Origin of the sequence: Bacillus paramycoides, from assembly GCF_038971285.1 — a bacterium.
Classification (GTDB): domain Bacteria; phylum Bacillota; class Bacilli; order Bacillales; family Bacillaceae_G; genus Bacillus_A.
Window position 1 is genome coordinate 3028462 of sequence record NZ_CP152427.1, and the last position, 17580, is coordinate 3046041.

20 protein-coding genes and 1 riboswitch are annotated in these 17580 nt (G+C 35.3%); of the genes, 5 read left to right on the top strand and 15 right to left on the bottom strand.

Annotated features, from left to right (window positions below; all coding sequences use genetic code 11):
* Positions 1 to 208: 208 nt before the first annotated feature.
* The 7 genes from AAG068_RS15650 to AAG068_RS15680 form a co-directional block, all read right to left on the bottom strand.
* Positions 209 to 865 carry a uridine kinase family protein gene (locus AAG068_RS15650; RefSeq protein WP_071759158.1) on the bottom strand — a complete coding sequence of 219 codons (657 nt, stop codon included), beginning with the start codon at positions 863 to 865 and terminating at the stop codon, positions 209 to 211.
* Between the two features lie 304 nt (positions 866 to 1169).
* Positions 1170 to 1574, bottom strand: a complete 405-nt coding sequence (arsC, locus tag AAG068_RS15655) for an arsenate reductase (thioredoxin) (RefSeq protein WP_071759159.1) — start codon at positions 1572 to 1574, stop codon at positions 1170 to 1172.
* 25 nt (positions 1575 to 1599) lie between these two features.
* Positions 1600 to 2640: an ACR3 family arsenite efflux transporter gene (gene arsB, locus AAG068_RS15660; protein ID WP_166688373.1), complete on the bottom strand. Its 1041-nt coding sequence runs from the start codon at positions 2638 to 2640 to the stop codon at positions 1600 to 1602.
* An 18-nt stretch (positions 2641 to 2658) separates the two neighbouring features.
* Positions 2659 to 3096: an ArsI/CadI family heavy metal resistance metalloenzyme gene (locus AAG068_RS15665; protein WP_004411740.1), complete on the bottom strand. Its 438-nt coding sequence runs from the start codon at positions 3094 to 3096 to the stop codon at positions 2659 to 2661.
* A gap of 60 nt (positions 3097 to 3156) precedes the next feature.
* The gene (arsR, locus tag AAG068_RS15670; protein WP_074595470.1) at positions 3157 to 3462 is read right to left on the bottom strand and encodes an arsenical resistance operon transcriptional regulator ArsR; all 306 of its coding nucleotides are present in this window, start codon (positions 3460 to 3462) and stop codon (positions 3157 to 3159) included.
* A gap of 92 nt (positions 3463 to 3554) precedes the next feature.
* Positions 3555 to 3866: a hypothetical protein gene (locus AAG068_RS15675; RefSeq protein ID WP_243870302.1), complete on the bottom strand. Its 312-nt coding sequence runs from the start codon at positions 3864 to 3866 to the stop codon at positions 3555 to 3557.
* Positions 3867 to 3914: 48 nt separating this feature from the next.
* Entirely contained in the window at positions 3915 to 4424 is a 510-nt protein-coding gene (locus tag AAG068_RS15680) for a DinB family protein (RefSeq protein WP_166688372.1), read from the bottom strand.
* Positions 4425 to 4980: 556 nt separating this feature from the next.
* Here AAG068_RS15680 and AAG068_RS15685 point away from each other — a divergent pair.
* A complete protein-coding gene (locus tag AAG068_RS15685; RefSeq protein WP_166688371.1) occupies positions 4981 to 5493 on the top strand; it encodes a hypothetical protein in 513 nt (170 codons plus the stop codon).
* A gap of 164 nt (positions 5494 to 5657) precedes the next feature.
* On the opposite strand, the gene AAG068_RS15690 is transcribed toward AAG068_RS15685, so the two are convergent.
* The 5 genes from AAG068_RS15690 to AAG068_RS15710 form a co-directional block, all read right to left on the bottom strand.
* Entirely contained in the window at positions 5658 to 7514 is a 1857-nt protein-coding gene (locus AAG068_RS15690; RefSeq protein WP_247998376.1) for an alpha/beta fold hydrolase, read from the bottom strand.
* Positions 7515 to 7572: 58 nt separating this feature from the next.
* Entirely contained in the window at positions 7573 to 8139 is a 567-nt protein-coding gene (locus AAG068_RS15695; protein ID WP_166688369.1) for a TetR/AcrR family transcriptional regulator, read from the bottom strand.
* Between the two features lie 358 nt (positions 8140 to 8497).
* Positions 8498 to 9640, bottom strand: a complete 1143-nt coding sequence (locus AAG068_RS15700; protein ID WP_166688368.1) for an MFS transporter — start codon at positions 9638 to 9640, stop codon at positions 8498 to 8500.
* 62 nt (positions 9641 to 9702) lie between these two features.
* Positions 9703 to 10299 (bottom strand): TetR/AcrR family transcriptional regulator, encoded by a 597-nt coding sequence (locus AAG068_RS15705; RefSeq protein ID WP_166688367.1) that lies wholly within the window; start codon positions 10297 to 10299, stop codon positions 9703 to 9705.
* 232 nt (positions 10300 to 10531) lie between these two features.
* Positions 10532 to 11296, bottom strand: a complete 765-nt coding sequence (locus tag AAG068_RS15710) for an SDR family oxidoreductase (protein WP_247998377.1) — start codon at positions 11294 to 11296, stop codon at positions 10532 to 10534.
* A gap of 167 nt (positions 11297 to 11463) precedes the next feature.
* Here AAG068_RS15710 and AAG068_RS15715 point away from each other — a divergent pair, with 167 nt between their 5' ends.
* Positions 11464 to 11904, top strand: coding sequence for an Lrp/AsnC family transcriptional regulator (locus tag AAG068_RS15715; RefSeq protein WP_001178565.1), 441 nt, complete (start codon positions 11464 to 11466; stop codon positions 11902 to 11904).
* A 166-nt stretch (positions 11905 to 12070) separates the two neighbouring features.
* Here AAG068_RS15715 and AAG068_RS15720 read toward each other — a convergent pair whose 3' ends face one another.
* A complete protein-coding gene (locus AAG068_RS15720) occupies positions 12071 to 13276 on the bottom strand; it encodes a M20 family metallopeptidase (RefSeq protein ID WP_342714914.1) in 1206 nt (401 codons plus the stop codon).
* A gap of 88 nt (positions 13277 to 13364) precedes the next feature.
* Positions 13365 to 13466, bottom strand: a riboswitch (SAM riboswitch).
* Positions 13467 to 13541: 75 nt separating this feature from the next.
* Positions 13542 to 15851 carry an AAA domain-containing protein gene (locus tag AAG068_RS15725; protein WP_166688364.1) on the bottom strand — a complete coding sequence of 770 codons (2310 nt, stop codon included), beginning with the start codon at positions 15849 to 15851 and terminating at the stop codon, positions 13542 to 13544.
* Between the two features lie 111 nt (positions 15852 to 15962).
* Here AAG068_RS15725 and AAG068_RS15730 point away from each other — a divergent pair, with 111 nt between their 5' ends.
* Together AAG068_RS15730 and AAG068_RS15735 are read left to right on the top strand one after the other, a co-directional pair.
* Positions 15963 to 16355 (top strand): VOC family protein, encoded by a 393-nt coding sequence (locus tag AAG068_RS15730; RefSeq protein WP_166688363.1) that lies wholly within the window; start codon positions 15963 to 15965, stop codon positions 16353 to 16355.
* Positions 16356 to 16471: 116 nt separating this feature from the next.
* Positions 16472 to 16795: a hypothetical protein gene (locus tag AAG068_RS15735; protein WP_166688362.1), complete on the top strand. Its 324-nt coding sequence runs from the start codon at positions 16472 to 16474 to the stop codon at positions 16793 to 16795.
* Positions 16796 to 16847: 52 nt separating this feature from the next.
* On the opposite strand, the gene AAG068_RS15740 is transcribed toward AAG068_RS15735, so the two are convergent.
* Positions 16848 to 17180, bottom strand: coding sequence for a DUF1904 family protein (locus AAG068_RS15740; protein WP_001120970.1), 333 nt, complete (start codon positions 17178 to 17180; stop codon positions 16848 to 16850).
* 111 nt (positions 17181 to 17291) lie between these two features.
* Here AAG068_RS15740 and AAG068_RS15745 point away from each other — a divergent pair, with 111 nt between their 5' ends.
* Positions 17292 to 17525 carry a DUF6241 domain-containing protein gene (locus tag AAG068_RS15745; RefSeq protein ID WP_329375463.1) on the top strand — a complete coding sequence of 78 codons (234 nt, stop codon included), beginning with the start codon at positions 17292 to 17294 and terminating at the stop codon, positions 17523 to 17525.
* Positions 17526 to 17580 lie beyond the last annotated feature (55 nt).

Consider the following 17580-nt stretch of genomic DNA (forward strand, 5'->3'; position numbering starts at 1 on the left):
GTGAGTAATAATACAGTTATGTAATTTTGCCGCCAAAATTATAGTAGCCTTCTATCTATGTAGATGAAAGAAGGCTACTATATCTTTTTAAAAATCTAGTTATTTCATAGTGAATGTATTATTGATTAAATAATACATTTGTTTAATACAAGTACTAAATAAGAAAAATTAAGCGTCATAATGCAATTAACAAATTGAGGATTTTCATTTAAACTTTATAAAACTCAAATGTATTTTTTTCTAAACATATTGTTTCATCAGAATTTTTGATAATTATATCAAAACGCTGACTATACGAATGCATAAATACTTCATATTGAATCCGGCGTTCTTCATGAGACTGCCTTAAATAATTTATATCGGCTCCCCTTTCAGCTATATCCCGGCTTGATCTTCTCATTAGTTCCGTTTCGCCATCTGTATAAAAATAAATTTTCAAATCAAATAAATCAGGATTAATAAATGCGGCGCTCATTCCTTCCACAATCGTTACTTTATTTTCCGAAGAAATCAACTTACTTTTCATATAATGCGTATCTATCGTATAAAAATCTAGCCCCGCTCTAACCATATGAATATCTCTTTCTAAAGCTGCCAAATGGTGCGCCGCTGGATGACAAGCTGTCATTTTATAACGATGATTTTCATTTTGATATGTATAGTGAATCACTGCATGCTTGCGGATATCTGAACTAACAATGTAAGGATCTGTATTAATATAATTTACTTCATTTTGATTTAGTAGCTTTACGAGTCTATTAGTAAACGTTGTTTTTCCAGCTGCACCATGTCCTGAAATACCGATAACAATTTGTTCATCTCTCATCTTTAACCAATTTATAATTTCTTGTAACAACTTATCCATCATTCTCCCCCTTGCGCTAATATACTACCCTTTATTTTAATATCCAAAAATCCTTTTATTTAATTATACATAAAAAGAAAAAGATAGTGTGATTATTCATCATACCATCTCTAATTCTAAACAACTTTATTATCTTTTAAATGACTTTATTATTTGTGAACACCTACATGATTAAATACACTTCTAACTTTATCAATCCAATAGAACATCCTCTATTTTCCAGTAATTTATGCGAACCAATGCAGTCATGACTAATATAAAAGAGCCAATCCCTATACGATAGAAGATTGGCTCTTTCCTTTATTTACTCCCCTGTTTCAGCAAATTGCTTTATACGTTCTCCAATTTCATCACGGACACGTTGAAATTCAGACCACTCTTTTCCTGCTGGATCATCGAATCCCCAGTGAACACGATTTACGTGCGGAGGTGTCGAAGGACAAACAGAATCTGCATGACTACAAAGGGTAACAACTATATCAGCTTTATTTAAAATATTTACATCAATTACATCCGAAGTTTGATTTGTTATATCAATATTTACTTCTTTCATCGCTTTAATAGCATTTGGATTTACTCCGTGTGCTTCGATTCCTGCAGAATATACATTCCACTTATCACCTAAATATTGTTTCCCCCATGCTTCTGCCATTTGGCTTCGGCATGAATTTCCTGTGCATAAGAAATAGATTGTCTTTTTGTTTTCCATGTTGTTTTCCACCTTTGTTTTTAAATTATACTGGTTGATCATTAAAATATTTACGCTTAAACCAAAAAGCGACGTTTACAAGTGCAATCATTACAGGTACTTCCACTAACGGCCCGATAACAGCTGCAAATGCTGCGCCTGAATGAATACCAAACACACCAACTGCTACAGCAATTGCTAACTCAAAGTTATTACTACCTGCTGTAAATGCTAACGTTGTAGTCACCGGATAGTTTGCACCAATTTTTCTTCCCATAAAGAAAGAAACAAAAAACATGACAATAAAATAGATTAATAACGGAATCGCTATTCTTACAACATCTAGTGGCACGCTAACAATCATTTCCCCTTTTAAAGAGAACATAATGATGATTGTAAATAGCAATGCCAGCAATGTAAGTGGACTAATTTTAGGTATAAACACCTTTTCATACCACTGTGTTCCTTTTAACTTAACGAGTACAAAGCGTGTCAACATACCTGCTATAAAAGGAATTCCCAAATAGATAAATACGGATTTCGCTACTTCTATTATTGTAATATCGATAATAGCCCCTTCAATTCCTAACCATTCTGGAATGACTGTTACAAACACGTATGCATAAACGGAGAAGAATAACATTTGAAATACTGAGTTAAAAGCCACTAAACCTGCCGCATACTCTTTATCCCCATCTGCAAGGTCGTTCCAAACAATAACCATTGCAATACAACGTGCTAAACCAATCATAATGAGCCCGACCATGTATTCTGGCTTATCTGGAAGAAAAATAATTGCTAAAACAAACATAAGTACAGGTCCAATAATCCAGTTTTGTACTAAAGATAAAACCAATACTTTTACATCTTTAAATACTCGACCCATTTCCTCGTAACGAACCTTTGCTAATGGTGGATACATCATGACAATTAAACCAACAGCAAGCGGGATAGACGTTGTTCCAACTTGTAATGTATTCAGTCCGTCTACTACACTAGGAAATACAAACCCTAAACCAATCCCAACAGCCATAGCTAGAAAAATCCATAGTGTTAAATATCGATCTAGAAAAGATAAACGTTTCATTTTATTTTCCATCTCCTATTAACAACAAGAATTTTGTTCTACTACGTTAGAAGTCGTGCAACAAGGTGCCTCTTCTATTTTATGAACATCACTCTGTGCTTTTGTATAAAAGAATTCCCACTCGTTCCCATCAGGATCCGTTACCCAAAACTTATCTTGAACCGCATAGCAACAAGTCGTATCCATCTCATCACGCGCAAAGAAACCTTCTTTTTCTAATCTTTCTTTATGTAACGTAATTTCTTCAGCTGTATCCACTTGGAAACCGAAATGATTTACCTGATTTCCCTTCACTTCATCTCGTACGTTTAGCGTGAAATTAAGTCCTGGCGTCTCTAATAAAAATTTTGCATAATCTACTTTCACCTTAACTGGTGACACACCAAATACCTTTTCGTAGAATTCAATAGACTTCTCTAAATCCGTAACATTTATACCGACATGAACATATCTCATAGCTTATTCCTCCTCTTTATATGTTATTAATCAATTTTTTTTGATTAATAACGCAAAATTTTAACAACAACTACCTTTGCCTGTTTTTCTAAAGATACAGCATAATTCTTCTGATAATAAATTATTTACTTCCGCATCATTTAAATCATAATAACTCCACGTACCTTTTGTTTCTTTTACAATTAAACCTGCATCTAATAAAATCTTTAAATGATAGGACAATTTAGATTGCGTCATTTCAAAAATCTCTGTTAAATCACATACACAAGTCTGGCCTCGCTGGCAAAGTTCATACATAATCTCTAAACGCTTCTGATCCGCTAATGCTTTGAATTTTTTCTCATAGGGCTGAAAATCTTGTGCCATTTTAGTTCACTCTCCCTTCACCAACTTTTTTTGATGTTTATAGTATATATGTAGTTTAGCTCTTTATGCAACTAATTAATCAATTTTTTTGATTAATATAATGAAATATAAAGGATATCCCAAAGAAACCAAAAGAGCCTACTTGTATGAGTTGGCTCTTTCGTTTTCACTTTTACCATTTGCTGTACTAAATCCTTTTCCGTTTTTTGAATATCGTTTAGTTTATCGTTTAATTCGTCATCATCAGTTTGCCATTTACCGTTAGAAATTTGTAAAACGAGTCCGCTTTTTGTAACTAGTTTACTTCTTTCCGATAAACGAACGTTGCTACTTTGCGAATCACATAGTGCTGGAATACTCTCTATAACGATTTTATATATCGGGTTAATATGTTCTGCTCGCAAACTCACACCACTTAACTTTTCTATTAACAGTTGATCCTCACCCGACGATTAACTCAAGTACCGATTTTGGATGACCCCCATGTGATGAAGTTCGTGTCCTGCGATGCCGTACGCGAGGGCGCGCACCGTAATGCTTAGGTTGTTGGCTGTGCCCTTTCGGGTCCACGCCTCCGCCGGTAGCCCGCGCAGCAATGTGATCGTTGATTGCCGTACGGCCCGGTAGTCTTCGGCCAATTGCTCAGTTGTCCAACTTCCGAAAGGAGGCATGAACAATTCCTGATCGAAACCGGTCAACGGCGTCTGGTCCCCTCTTGCGAACCGGAGCAGGCGGTAGGTCATGACGCGTTCCGCGTCTGCAATGTGGCCCACGACTTCTTTCAGCGTCCATTTTCCTTCCGCATACCGATATGCAGCCTGGCTTTCGGTCAACGATGCCAGTAGCTCGATCATTTGCTTTTCCTGGGCGAACAGAATATCGATGATGTTACCGTCCGGCACCAAACGGATATATTCACCGGAGCTCCCGGCGTATTCTTCTTCTGACGGTCTTTGATTCATGCGTAGTCACCTCTTTATGTACATATAGAAAATTATAGCGCTCGTCTATGTCTAATAAATTCGCGAAATGATAGAACTTCCCTTCTAATAATCGAGAATAAGCAACTATTTAGTTGGTCAGTCGCCACACTATCCTGATTCGTTAGCACAATAAAAATTATCTGTTATACAATATTTCGAAGTTATTAATATATATAGGTAACACTTTTTTTAATTTAAAGATGAATTTTCAATTATATTTTGAAATGAACCGGAGAAAACACACTAGTCTAACTACTTTTTTATACAAGATTTTATGCAAAAAAGAATAGAGAAGATCCCTAGAATCCCCGCTATATCAATGATGTATAAAATCTTGTATAAGAGATAGATAGACATAGAGACAAAAAATTTAGTAAAAACAAGGATTTAATGAAAAACTTGCTACCGACAATGAGACGTTATGTTAACTTCAAGTGTATAAGGTATTCATACGAAGAGTAGATAGCTTCTCCCCTTTAAAAAGGTTTATTACATGGTGAAAGAGAATATTATCCATAAAAAAAGGAGTTAATTTATGAATAAAAATATATCATTTCTGACCTTATCATTATTCCTATATTTATCCGCTTGTTCGACTGAGACAAACACTGGTAGTACATCTACTACTGAACAACCAAAAGTAAAAACTGCCTCAATACAACAAGAGGAAAATCGCAAACAAATTTTCTTTCAAGGAAAGGAAATAAAGAAAATTGAGCTTATATCAACTAAGGTAAAAAATAAAAAAACAGCTATAAATCTAGAGTTTGATCAAATTATTAAATCTATGGAACATGCAGGAATAGATAAGGATCGAGAAAGAGTTATTCCTCTTTTGCTAGATGATGAGGCCAAGGCAAATATTGATTATCAAATGAATGTAAATTACCAAGATAGTTCCAGTGAAACATATTTAATTTGGCTAGAGAATAAAAAAGTTGTAATTGCTCGTCAAGACAATGAAGAACAAAAAAATCTCGAACATTATATAATAAGGGATACAGATGCTCAACAAATATTAAGTTTATTTAAGAACAATATAGATTAACTTCCAATAACGAGAATTATGTATATAAGCTGCCCATATGGACAGCTTATTGTATTTTTTCTTAGCGTGCAAAATTCGCGTCTTGTTGGCGGGACCCCAAACAGTACGATTTTATTTCAAAGACACAACGTTCTTACTACACATTTTTTATTTATCCCACACTCTCATCTACTAGTATTACTATTTTTTATTACTAATGTTGCCGTTTCACTCGGATGGCTAAGAGGAAAATGATGGCCATATGGAACAAAATCAACCTTACCAAGATGCGATGGAGCAGAATAACTTCTGTCATAATCCCCCCAAATAATGTGAAGATTATACTTTGTTACTTCATTGAAATCACCTTGATCGTTTTTCAGTAGTAAACTGTTAAGCTGAACCGTAGTATTTAAAATTCTAGGAGAAGTAAAACTGTTCCTTATTTTTTCAATATAATGTTCAGGGATGCTCTCTATACTTTCAAACAAACCATTACTTAATAAATATCGCTCTATGAAATTAGTAGTTGCCAGTTTTAATGTCCATTTGTTCATAAATTGAGGAACATTTAGCGATTTAGCATTTTTTTTAACAACAGGTGGCTGAAGTAAAGTGATTGAATACTTCTTATCTATGTACTCTTGTACCAATGCTTCCAGAAGAATAAATGCACCGAATGAATGACCAATTAGATGTGCACCATTAGTAGCTTTCTCCAATAACTTTTTCACTACATTCAAATAGATATCTAGAAGATTTTTCTCTCGTTTAAAAGGAGAACGTCCCAAACCTGGAAGATCCAAGATCCATACAGGTTGACCAGTTTTTTCATGAAGCTCTTGTGCTAAAGGAAATAAATCCTCTCCATCACTCAATAAACCATGTAATAAAATAAACGGTTTACCCTCTCCTTGTAATTGGTAAAGGGTAGTGTTATTGCATAATGTTCGTTTAAATAAATGATTATGCTGGCCATTTTGATACATCATTCGATAATCCAGATCAGCTACTACGGCAGGGAAAAATTTCATTACACTCGTCTTCTTAAACCAATCTCCTCCCATAATTTTTTTCGCTGAAACATTTGAAAATTTTCGTTTTGTAATAAAATTCAGTCCATCAGAAGGAATTTTTGTTATTTTACTTACTCCACTATTCATAATTGTTTTCATAAGCGGCATTGGAACCGAGATTTTTGGTGCCCTCATATTCATACTTTCCGACATAATACTTAATAATTCAGCAATGTTCTGATCGTGCTGTTTGTCTTCAACAAGTGTATATGTTTGAATAGTCGGTTGCTCCAACCTGAAAACCTGCACAATAAACTTCGCAAACTCATCGTTTGAAATAAGTGGTAACCTATATCCCTTACCTCCAGGAATCACTGGCATGAGCCCTCTTCGCATACTCATCACAAGCAAACCTAATCCTGCTATCTGCTCTGTACTCCCTGTTTTACTACTACCGACTACAGTTGGCGGATTAATTACAGAAAGCGGATAACCTACTGCTGATGCCTGCTGACGGATATAAAGATCTGCTAAAAATTTTGTTCTCTCATATGGATTTTTTATTTTCAAATAATTGTTTCCGTCTTGAAACACATCAATTGCAATCTTGCTATTTTTATCATCAAAGGGACTCATATAACCTACAACATGAATAAATTGTTGCAAGCCCTTCAATTGATGAATACTTTTAGCTAATTCACTAATATGTTTCGCGCCATTTAAAAATACGGAAGCTGCCTCTTTACTTGTCGCTTGAATATCCATGGGGCCTCCTGCGTGAATAATCACATCCGTTTTCAACACCCTCTCCTTATCTTCAGCACTTAGACCTAAATCAATTTTCGTCAAATCACCTTCAATAAAGTGCATAACTGCCTTTTTTAAGATGCCTCTTTCTTGAAAAATGCGTATTGCTTTACTTTTCGACCTCACTAAAAGAAGAATTTTAACATCCTCTTTGGCTAATTCTTTCACTAATTGCTTTCCAATAAAGCCTGTTCCACCAGTTAAAAATACTGTTCTCATATAAAATCTCCCTTTTAGTACTATTCAGTACTAATTTGATGTAAAAAAAATGCTTCTTTTATCGAAGCAATTTAAAAAAATGATCTGCTGTTTTCGTAACTACAGTTGCATCCTTCAATGTTTCTGAAATAAATAACGCTCCTTCAAGATTTGTAATAAAAAGTGATGCAACCTCATCAATATTAATCGTATTTCTGAATTCTCCATTCTCTACCCCTTGTTTAAGTAATAGAGAAACTTTCTTTTGTAATCCTGTAAAAAAAAGACCTATTTTTTCTTTTATTTGCGTGGCCTGTGTAGGACTTTGAATATAAAGAGTAATAAATGGACAGCTCCCCTTATACTCTCTCGACTGAACTCCTTGTGATAATTGCTTTAAAAACTGTTGGATACGATCTTCAACTAAAAATTGGTTCTGAGAAAGTACGTCATCAATTGCAGATTGATACATTTCGATCCAATAATCAACGACCCCTTCTAATAGTACTTCCTTATTAGAAAAGTGATAATACACATTAGACTTTGAAACTTTGCTTACACGTACTAATTCATCCATACTTGTATAAGCAAACCCTTTTTCTAAAAATAATGTTGCAGCTACTTCAATCACACGTTTTTGATTCATTAATTTTACCTTTGTCATAACTAGAACTATATAGTACTAATTTAAATATTGCAAGTATTTATGTTAATTTTAAAAAAATTTTGATTAAAAAAATTCTACTAACATTGATTTTACTGCAAAAAAATCTTATTTTGAATAAAGTTGAACTGAACCCCGAAATTGTTAATTCACTATCGCCTAATAGGGGTCACCATACATACCCATCAACTTAAGAAAAAGAAATGCCCCCAAAACGAAAAAATGAGCGGCTTCTCAGAATAGCTATCTGTAGAGAAAGAAAAATTTAATTTAGGGGGATATGAAAGTATTAGCTTGGTAGTAATGTGGTGCTCCCCCATATAAAGAAATTTTAAACATCTTAATCTACCTTTCCTTTATGTAAATATGGGAATAACGAAATTACCCCAAGGATAGCTAAACAAGCTCCAATCCATAGCGGAGATACAAAACCATATCCTTTACTGATCCCAAGACCACCTAGTGACGAACCAATAACAATACCTAGCGTAATAAAAGAACTATGAACGGTATTTATCATTATTCCATTACTAGCTGTTTTCATCACTCTCGCAACCATAGCTGGATTCAATGCTACACCAGTTAAACCAATAAAAATCGTAGAAATAACTGTAATGTATTTATTCTCTGCACTTAAAGCAAATAAAGACAACGCTATGATTAATATAATTAATCCACCCATAAGTATTTTCATTGTAAATTTATCAGCGAACTTGCCAATTATTATATTCCCAATTACCGTCGCACTGCCATAGAGAGCAAGTAAATATGGAATACTTGCACTTGAAAAGCCTGTGACATTTGTAAAGATAGGAGTGAAATAACTAAATGCTGCAAACGTACCACCAATAATGAACATACTTGTTACGTACGCTGCCCAAAGATGAATATTCTTAAATCGCAGAAGTTCGTCTTTCCAATTTAATTGTTCTTTATTTGAAGATGATGGTAACAACCGTTGAATCATAATCCCTGATACTAGCACAAGAACCGAAACAGCCCCAAAACTAATACGCCAGCCAAAATATTGCGAAATAACGGTTGTTATAGGTAAACCTAATACAGTTGCGAACATTAAACCTGCAAGTACAATTGATGCAGCTTTTCCCCTTGAATCAGAGTGAACCAATGTTGCAGAAAAGGAAATCGCAACTCCAAAAGCTGAAGCTGAAGCAATACCAGTTATAATACGTGAAATCATCATAATATCATAGTTCCAAGCAATAGCTCCGAGCGATTGACCAATTAAAAATACGAACATTAAAAACAATAATGCTTGTTTGCTGCGCATTCGTAAGAGGATTGCAGTTAAAATGGGACCTCCTATTACCATTGCTCCTGCATAAGCTGAAATTAAATACCCAATAGATGATACAGAAACCTGGAATGCAAGAGCAAGTTCATTCATCATACCTGCAACCATAAATTCTGATGTAGTCATACAAAAGATTGCTAAAGCTAATAAATAAATAATCGATGACATAAAAACACTCCTTATTCATTATTGTAATGATTGGTACAAAAATAGTGTGAAAAAAGAGCGCACTAAGCGCCACAAATAGACTCCACTGTTCCTTTGATAACTTGTTCAGACAACATCCGATTTTGCATCGATACATTAAGAACACGGAATCCGTAATAACTGCTTAAAAGCAGACTAGCTAAATCCTCAGCTGATTGCTTCTTTGAAATTTCACCTGTTTGCAATCCTTCCTCCATCACTGTTTCAATAGCTTGTTTAAGAAGTTCAACATGCTTCGAGAAAATTTCTTGTACCATTAAATCGTTTTTAGCACGTTCTATACTGGCATTAATCAATAAACATCCTTTTTGATTAATATTCTCAAAGTCTTCTTTCAATGCCCATTCAAAAAAATTACTTAATCGTTCTTTAACTGGAATTGGAGTAGCTAACAATTTCCTTTGTTCCCTAATCCCAATTTCATGGTAGCGTTCTAATACTTGTTTATACAGTTCATGTTTACTACCGAAAGTATTGTATAAACTTCCTTTTCCAAGTCCTGTATCACTGCATAAATCTTGTGTAGAACACCCCTCATATCCTCTTAACCAAAATGTTTTCATTGCAACATCTACAATTGAGGAATAATCAAACTCTCGGGGTCTGCCGCGTTTATTCAATCGTATCCTCCTCTCATTTTAAAGATAACATGAATAGAATACTCTTTTTGTACCGCGCGGTCAATAAATTTGTTTATTGCTACTGTAAAATAAAATTTGATTATTTTAGATTACGAATAATTAAAAATAGCCCCCTTATTCCAGTTGCCTAGCGAAAAAATCACGTTTTAATAGACTTCTTTAGTATGTCTATCTTTCTATAAATTAGCGTGATGAGTATGGAGTAGTGCCTTTATAAGCAAAACCCTCCAGAAACATCTAAAATCTGCCCAGTTACCCAGCGGCTATCAGAAGAAGCAAGGAATGCTACTGCATCTGCAATATCTTCAACTTGCCCTATTCGTCCGAACACAGATGAATTCATAGCAAAATTTCGTATTTCCGGATTATCTAGCAATTTCGTATTCATATCTGTCTTCGTATATCCAGGCATAATTGTATTCACTGTTATACCTCTTTCTCCAAGATGTTTAGCTAGAGGCAGTGTCATCGTATTAAGCGCACCTTTACTTAAGCCGTATGCAATTGAGCCTGTAAAACCAAGCCTTACTTCAGCTGATGAAATGTTAATCACGCGCCCCTCTGCTCGTAGTAACGGTAATGTTTGCTGAATTAAAAAGAATGGTGCTTTAATATTTATAGACATAATTTCATCAAAAACTTCTTCTGTCGTATTTTCAATCGTTCCTTGTGTACCTATCCCTGCATTGTTTACTAAAATATCAATCTCTGATGTACCAACTTTTATTTGTAATTCATTCTTTAACTGTTCTACTAGCTTTTTGACACCATCAATTGAATTGAGTTCAGCTTCAATTAAGAACGCTTTTCCTCCATTAGATTCAATCTCACTAATCGTTTCATCTGCAGCTATTTTATTTCGGCCGTAGTGAATCGCAACTAATGCTCCATCTTTCGCCAATCTCATCGCAATCGCACGGCCAATTCCGCGACTCGCTCCTGTTACTAATGCTACTTTCCCATCAAGGTTCTTCATTTTTTCCATCCTTCCTAAATTCCCTTTTGATAAATCCTATACTTATATTTTCATGCAAAAACCAATCATTTTAAATACAGATTTATAGGTAATTTAGTTAGTTCACTTATGATATTATAGTTATAATTTATGATTCACTTTAGAAAACAAAACAAGGAGGCTACACAATGCAAAACGCAGTAAAACTGGATGAAATCGATCATAAAATTATGAACTTGTTGTATGAAAATGCGAGAATTTCTGTTTCAGAAATAGGCCGAATTATATCCATGACGCAACCGGCTGTAAAGGAACGTATTAATAAACTTGAAGATCAAGGCGTTATAGCGGCTTACCGAACGAAATTTGAGCCTTCCAAAATTAATAAAAACATTCAAGCATTCATCATGTTTAAAACGAGCCAATGCTCTGATTTTATCCAATTTTGTAATGCCGCTCCTGAAGTAACAGATTTATATCGAATTAGTGGGGAGTTTAATTATATGATGAAAGTTATGAGCGATTCGATGGATTCTCTCGCTGCATTTTTAGACTCTTTAATGCAATTTGGCTTGTCATCTCCTTTAATTGTTTTAAAGAGTGAGTTTGAGGAGAAATTATCTTTCTAATAAAGGATACGTATTATCCTCCGCTAACAGTAAAAGCTTTTCCTTTATGAGAAAATCCAACAAAATTAATGATTAGTAACAAAAAAGAACATTGATATTTCAATGTTCTTTTTTATATCTCTACTTATTAATTAGATCTCTATTCGAAAAAAGTACCTTAATCCCCTTACCCCTGATTCCTCTGCGCCTCTCTAAACTCTTCCTTCACCTTCTCTAACAACCCTTCTTCCGTAATTAATCGATACGCCATATTTGCTATTGCTTTTGCGGATGTAATTAATGCTTTATCTCCAAGTTCTGAACGTGCTGCTTCTCTAAATTCATTCGTATGTGCAATTAAATCATCTGGCCCGATTTTAATGTACGGGTGAATGGTCGGTACGACTTGACTTACGTTTCCTGCGTCGGTTGAACCGATGCCAAATCTTTCTTTCCGATTTACGTCTTCACCTTGTAATTCTAGTTCTTCGGCTACGACTTCATTAAATGTTTTTGTTACGAGTAATTCATCGATTTCATTTTGGAATTGATGGATTTTTACTTTCGCACCTGTTGCTAACGCTGCTCCCTGTGCAATGTTTTTTACTTTTTCTGTTACTTCTGCACATCTTTTTCGCGTTGCTGCACGGATGAAGAATCTTGCTGCAGCGTAGTCAGGAATAATGTTAGGTGCTTTTCCGCCCTCAGTAATAATGCCATGAATTTTCACATCTGATGGAAGTTGTTGGCGAAGTGCATTAATGCTGTTATACAGTTGAATGACCGCATCTAATGCGTTAATTCCTTCTTCTGGTGAAGCTGCGGCGTGAGCTGTTTTTCCGTAAAAATGAAAATCAAGTGGATCGACTGCTAGTGAAGGGCTTGTTGTCGCTGTTTTTCCGCTCGGATGAATCATAAGTGCCGCATCAATATCTTTAAATAAACCAGCTTTTACATAACTCGCTTTCGCACTACCGTTTGGCCCTCCTTCTTCAGCTGGTGTTCCAAACACGACAACTTCCCCGCCAATTTCTTCAAGCGTTTCTGATAATGCGATCGCTGCCGCAACGCTAATTGTGCCAATTAAATTGTGACCACACGCATGACCAAGTCCTGGTAAAGCATCATACTCAGCTAAAAATGCGATAACTGGTCCTTGTTTTCCTGAACTTTTTCGCGCGATAAAACCTGTTTCATGTCCAGCTATATTGTGCTGCAACTGAAATCCTGCACTCCCTAGCAATAAACTCAACGTTCTTGATGCATAAAACTCTTGGTTACCAATCTCCGGATTCGCATGAATATCGTGACTTGTTTCTATGTACTTTTCCTTATTTCTTTCAATACTCTCTTCAATTGTTTTTCTTTGTGACGTTACTCCTGTCGCTCCCATTTTTCTTCCCCCTTATATTTTCACGTAAAAAAGCCTCTTTCTAAAAGATAGAAAGAGGCTTCTGCATATACAGTCAAAATGAGCTTCTTTCTTATCTTTCAAGTTACCTTGCTGGAATTGGCACAGTATTCATAACGAATCCGCTGCCGAGGTATCATAGGGCCAGTCCCTCCACCTCTCGCGATAAGAATTTTCATAAAATTATATTAAATTATATTCATTCTAAGTTCATTCCGATTAAAAGTCAAGGCATTCCTATCCGAATTTACCGAATATCTAAAAATCCTTTTAAAACACCAATTGTTTCTGGTGCTTGCAGTCTTGCACATACGTACGGAAATTCCGTACTACCTTCAAACATCATTTGAGATGTGAGCGGTGCCCCTGCCCAAAAGATTTCATCATCAATTACGATAAACGGGAATGCTTTATTTTGTCTTTGTAACTTTACATTTTTTAATGGAACTGGTCCATCACTATACACTGTTATTTGCACATTTGAACGCATTAACGCTTGCCATACTCGCTTATCCACTTGTTTTGTACTTGGAAGTGAAATAATAATTTTTCGTTTTGCCGCTAAAATATCTTTCAATAACCCTTTTGGCTCTTCAAGATTCATTTCCATAAACCAGCGTAAACGTTTCGAAATTTTTCGTTCCCACAATTGTCGTGATGTCGTGCGGTCATACACATCTCCGTGACGTTCTATATGAGCTGTTAATTGTGATAACGCTTGTTTTCTCGAAAGGTTTTTACGCATATAATGACAATCTGATAATTGAATGAACTTCCCTCTCGCCCTTGTCACTGCAACATTGACGAGGCGATGGTTTTTATGGTCAAAGAATAACACGCCAGGTCGTTCTTGCGGATAACTATCCACTGTATCAAAAATCATCATATCTCTTTCAGAACCTTGAAACTTATGAACCGTCGCCGCTAAAACAGGTATGTTTTGATATTTCGTTCTCTGCAACATTTCTCTAATGCACGTTGATAAAAAGCGGGATTGCGCTCTGTAAGGTGTAACAACACCGATTGATTGAACACCATCTAACAATCCGATTAACATCATTTGCATCGCTACTAAACCAGACATAATGTTAAAACGAGAACCTGAAGCAGCGTCCTTTAACGAAAAGGCACCCATTAGACTCGTATCAAATAAAACGCTCGCCTCATTTGCGAACGGTTGTAGTTGCGCAAGTTCTTTACGTTCTGAAACAGACGGATGATCATATACTCTATTTTTATAAATAAATGAGTTTGTAAACTTCGAAATATCTGCATGCATACGTCTTTGTTCTTGCAACATAAAGAGGTTCGGATGTGCTTCTGATTTATTAACAGACTCAACAATCCCCGCATGGTAAAACATATCTTCCCCAAGCCATTTTCGAACGAGTTCATGGTTTGCCATCGCAATTGGAGGTAACTGTAAAAAGTCACCACAAACGACGATGCGTTTTCCAAGTGAAGCAGCTAACGCAATTTGCGGAACATATGCCATACTCACTTCATCTACGACAACTAAATCAAACGTACGCTCATAAATAAGTGAATCAATCGCACATTTCGATAAAGTCGCACCGATTACTTTCGCATTTTCAATATATTCTTTTTCTACTTCTTTAATTTTCGCTTTTTGCTTTCGAAGATCACTTTCAATCTCTTGTATACGCTTCTTATCAGCAGAAGTCGCTTTATATGATAAAATCTTTTCACGAAGATCTTGGCGTGTTTCTTCTAAATAGAGTCTTTCTTCTCCCCAAGACCCGTTCGTCGTTTCAACTAGCTTCGACGCAAGTAACGTTTCATGATTTCGTATATGATCATGCTGGCTATAACCGTAACGAACAATTTCACCAGGCGTCCATTTCTTTTTATTTTCAATTTGCTTCGTTACTTCACTCATTAATACGTCCACTGCCGCATTACTATGAGCTAATACAAGTACAGATTTTCCTTTTTGATAATGAGCCGATATAATACGTGATAAATTGTAAGACTTCCCTGTTCCAGGCGGTCCCCATACGTACGTTGTCGGATTATAAAATGAACGATACGCCAATTCATTTTTCGGATTTTTCATCTTCTCAATATGCTTCGGACTACTCGTCCCGTCAACAAGACGCTTTATACGATTACGTTTTAACTTATCTTTACGCGCTTCTTTCAATCGCTCTTGCAGTTGCTCTAACAATTGCCACGGTTCACTGTATAAAACAGCTTCTCGTATTTCACCTTGTATATAATCATTTAATTTCAATTCTATTTCTAATCCATGTACAGATAATACTTCTCCTGTCGCTTCCTCACCATCGAACTCAATTCGAATTGGTGAACCTTCCGGTAAGCTTACTTCCGAAATAAGCTGAAATACATATACTGTACTTTCATAATCTGTATATAAAAAACGACCGTTCATGATAGAAATTTTACTACCACCTATCGTTTTCCAATGCTTAATTTCATACGCTAATGCATAATGCCACTCTTTCATCGTTTCCGATAATGAAGGAGTTTGAGTAGGTGTATTCATCGTATAATCTCCTTCCTTCTCCCCAAACATACTTTCTCACTATACCATATAACACGCTAAAATTTGTAAGGTTTTTATCTTGCTTATTTTCTTAATTTTCAATAATATATTGTATATAATTTTCAGAAAGAAGGAATCTACATGTCAGTTAGAAGAATTGAACACGTCGGACTTATGGTCGCAAACTTAGAAACATCTATTTCATTTTATGAAGAAGTAGTTGGCTTACAGCTCATTAAACGTATGGGACACCCGAATCCAGACTTAAAACTCGCTTTTTTAGGTGTGGAAGAATCAAAGGAAACGATACTAGAACTCATTGAAGGTTATAACTCTTCTCTTCCGGCAGAAGGAAAAGTACATCACATTTGCTTTAAAGTGGATTCATTAGAAGATGAAATTAAAAGACTAAATAAACATAAAGTAATCTTTTTACTAGGAGATGAAATTGAAACATTACCAGATGGAACACGTTACATATTCTTTGCTGGTCCTGATGGAGAATGGATTGAGTTTTTTGAGACGGAGAGATAGAGTAAGACTTTAGGATAGAAAAGGCGCCGGAATTCCGGCCCTTATTTTTAATGAAACATATCTTCAACCAAAAGAATCGCCTATATTAAAAACAATCATTTTATGAGGAGTAGAGAATGATCCATACAATCTATATTATTATTTTTTGGATACTTATACTATTCCCTATTCTGTATGTAATCAAAATAAAGCATTGGAGTTTACAAGTAGTTGCCGCATTTATTGGAAGAATCCTATTAAGTATTATCTTTTTCGTAAATGGAATAGTGTTAGGAATGCAACGAAATTGGGCAGAGCCTCCCTATGAAACAGAATGGGATTTCTTTATAAAGTCTTTGCAACATGGGAAAACTGATGCACTTATAGAAGTATTTCTTCTAATTATTATCATTACTTTAGATTTAGCAGTTATATTTTTTTATAGAAATAAAAAGAAATAGGATATTCTCTCCTATTTCTTTTCTTAATGTTATAAAAATCTTTCCAATAGCTCTAACTTGCACAATGCTTCCCGTTAATATAATACGCTGATTCTGTGAAAACCGTAAATACAACCTCTACTTCTGGAAGCCCAAAATCCATTACATATGTAGTAATAGCCTTGGCAAATCGATCACGAATTTCCTGTCCACGCTCGAACCATTTCACTTCAATAAGAGGAAACGCTTCTATTTCTTCTCCATTGAATACAAACGTAGAACTTGGTAGTTCCAAGGTGAAATTATCCGTACCACACTCACAGATATCTGCGAGTTCTTCTACTAATGGCTTGCTTATGCTTTTTAATTGTTCTGTAGTAATTCCACGAAACACAACATGCGGCATGTTATTCCCTCCGTTACATAGCTTATATTTCCTCATATCATAACACAATTTATTTTGCTGCACTAACATCTATTCGTACATTTCAATGACATTCTTAAGAATGCAGAAAACATCGAAGCAGTACGTCGAGTAATTGATGAAAGTAATAGTGGAACCTTGCAACATAAAGAACAGTACCTCAAGATTTTGGTTCGTTGGTATGAAGGCGATTTCTCTCAATCCGTTGAGGAGCATAATTTATTATGGGAATTGGATAATAACAGCACTGGTCAAGCATACGAATTAGCGACATCGGAACAAGAAGAAGCATACATTCTAGAACAAGGGAAGTCTGAAAAACAATAATGAGGTATTGTCACATCGATATTAAACTATCAAATAGAGATGCTCCTATAATAAA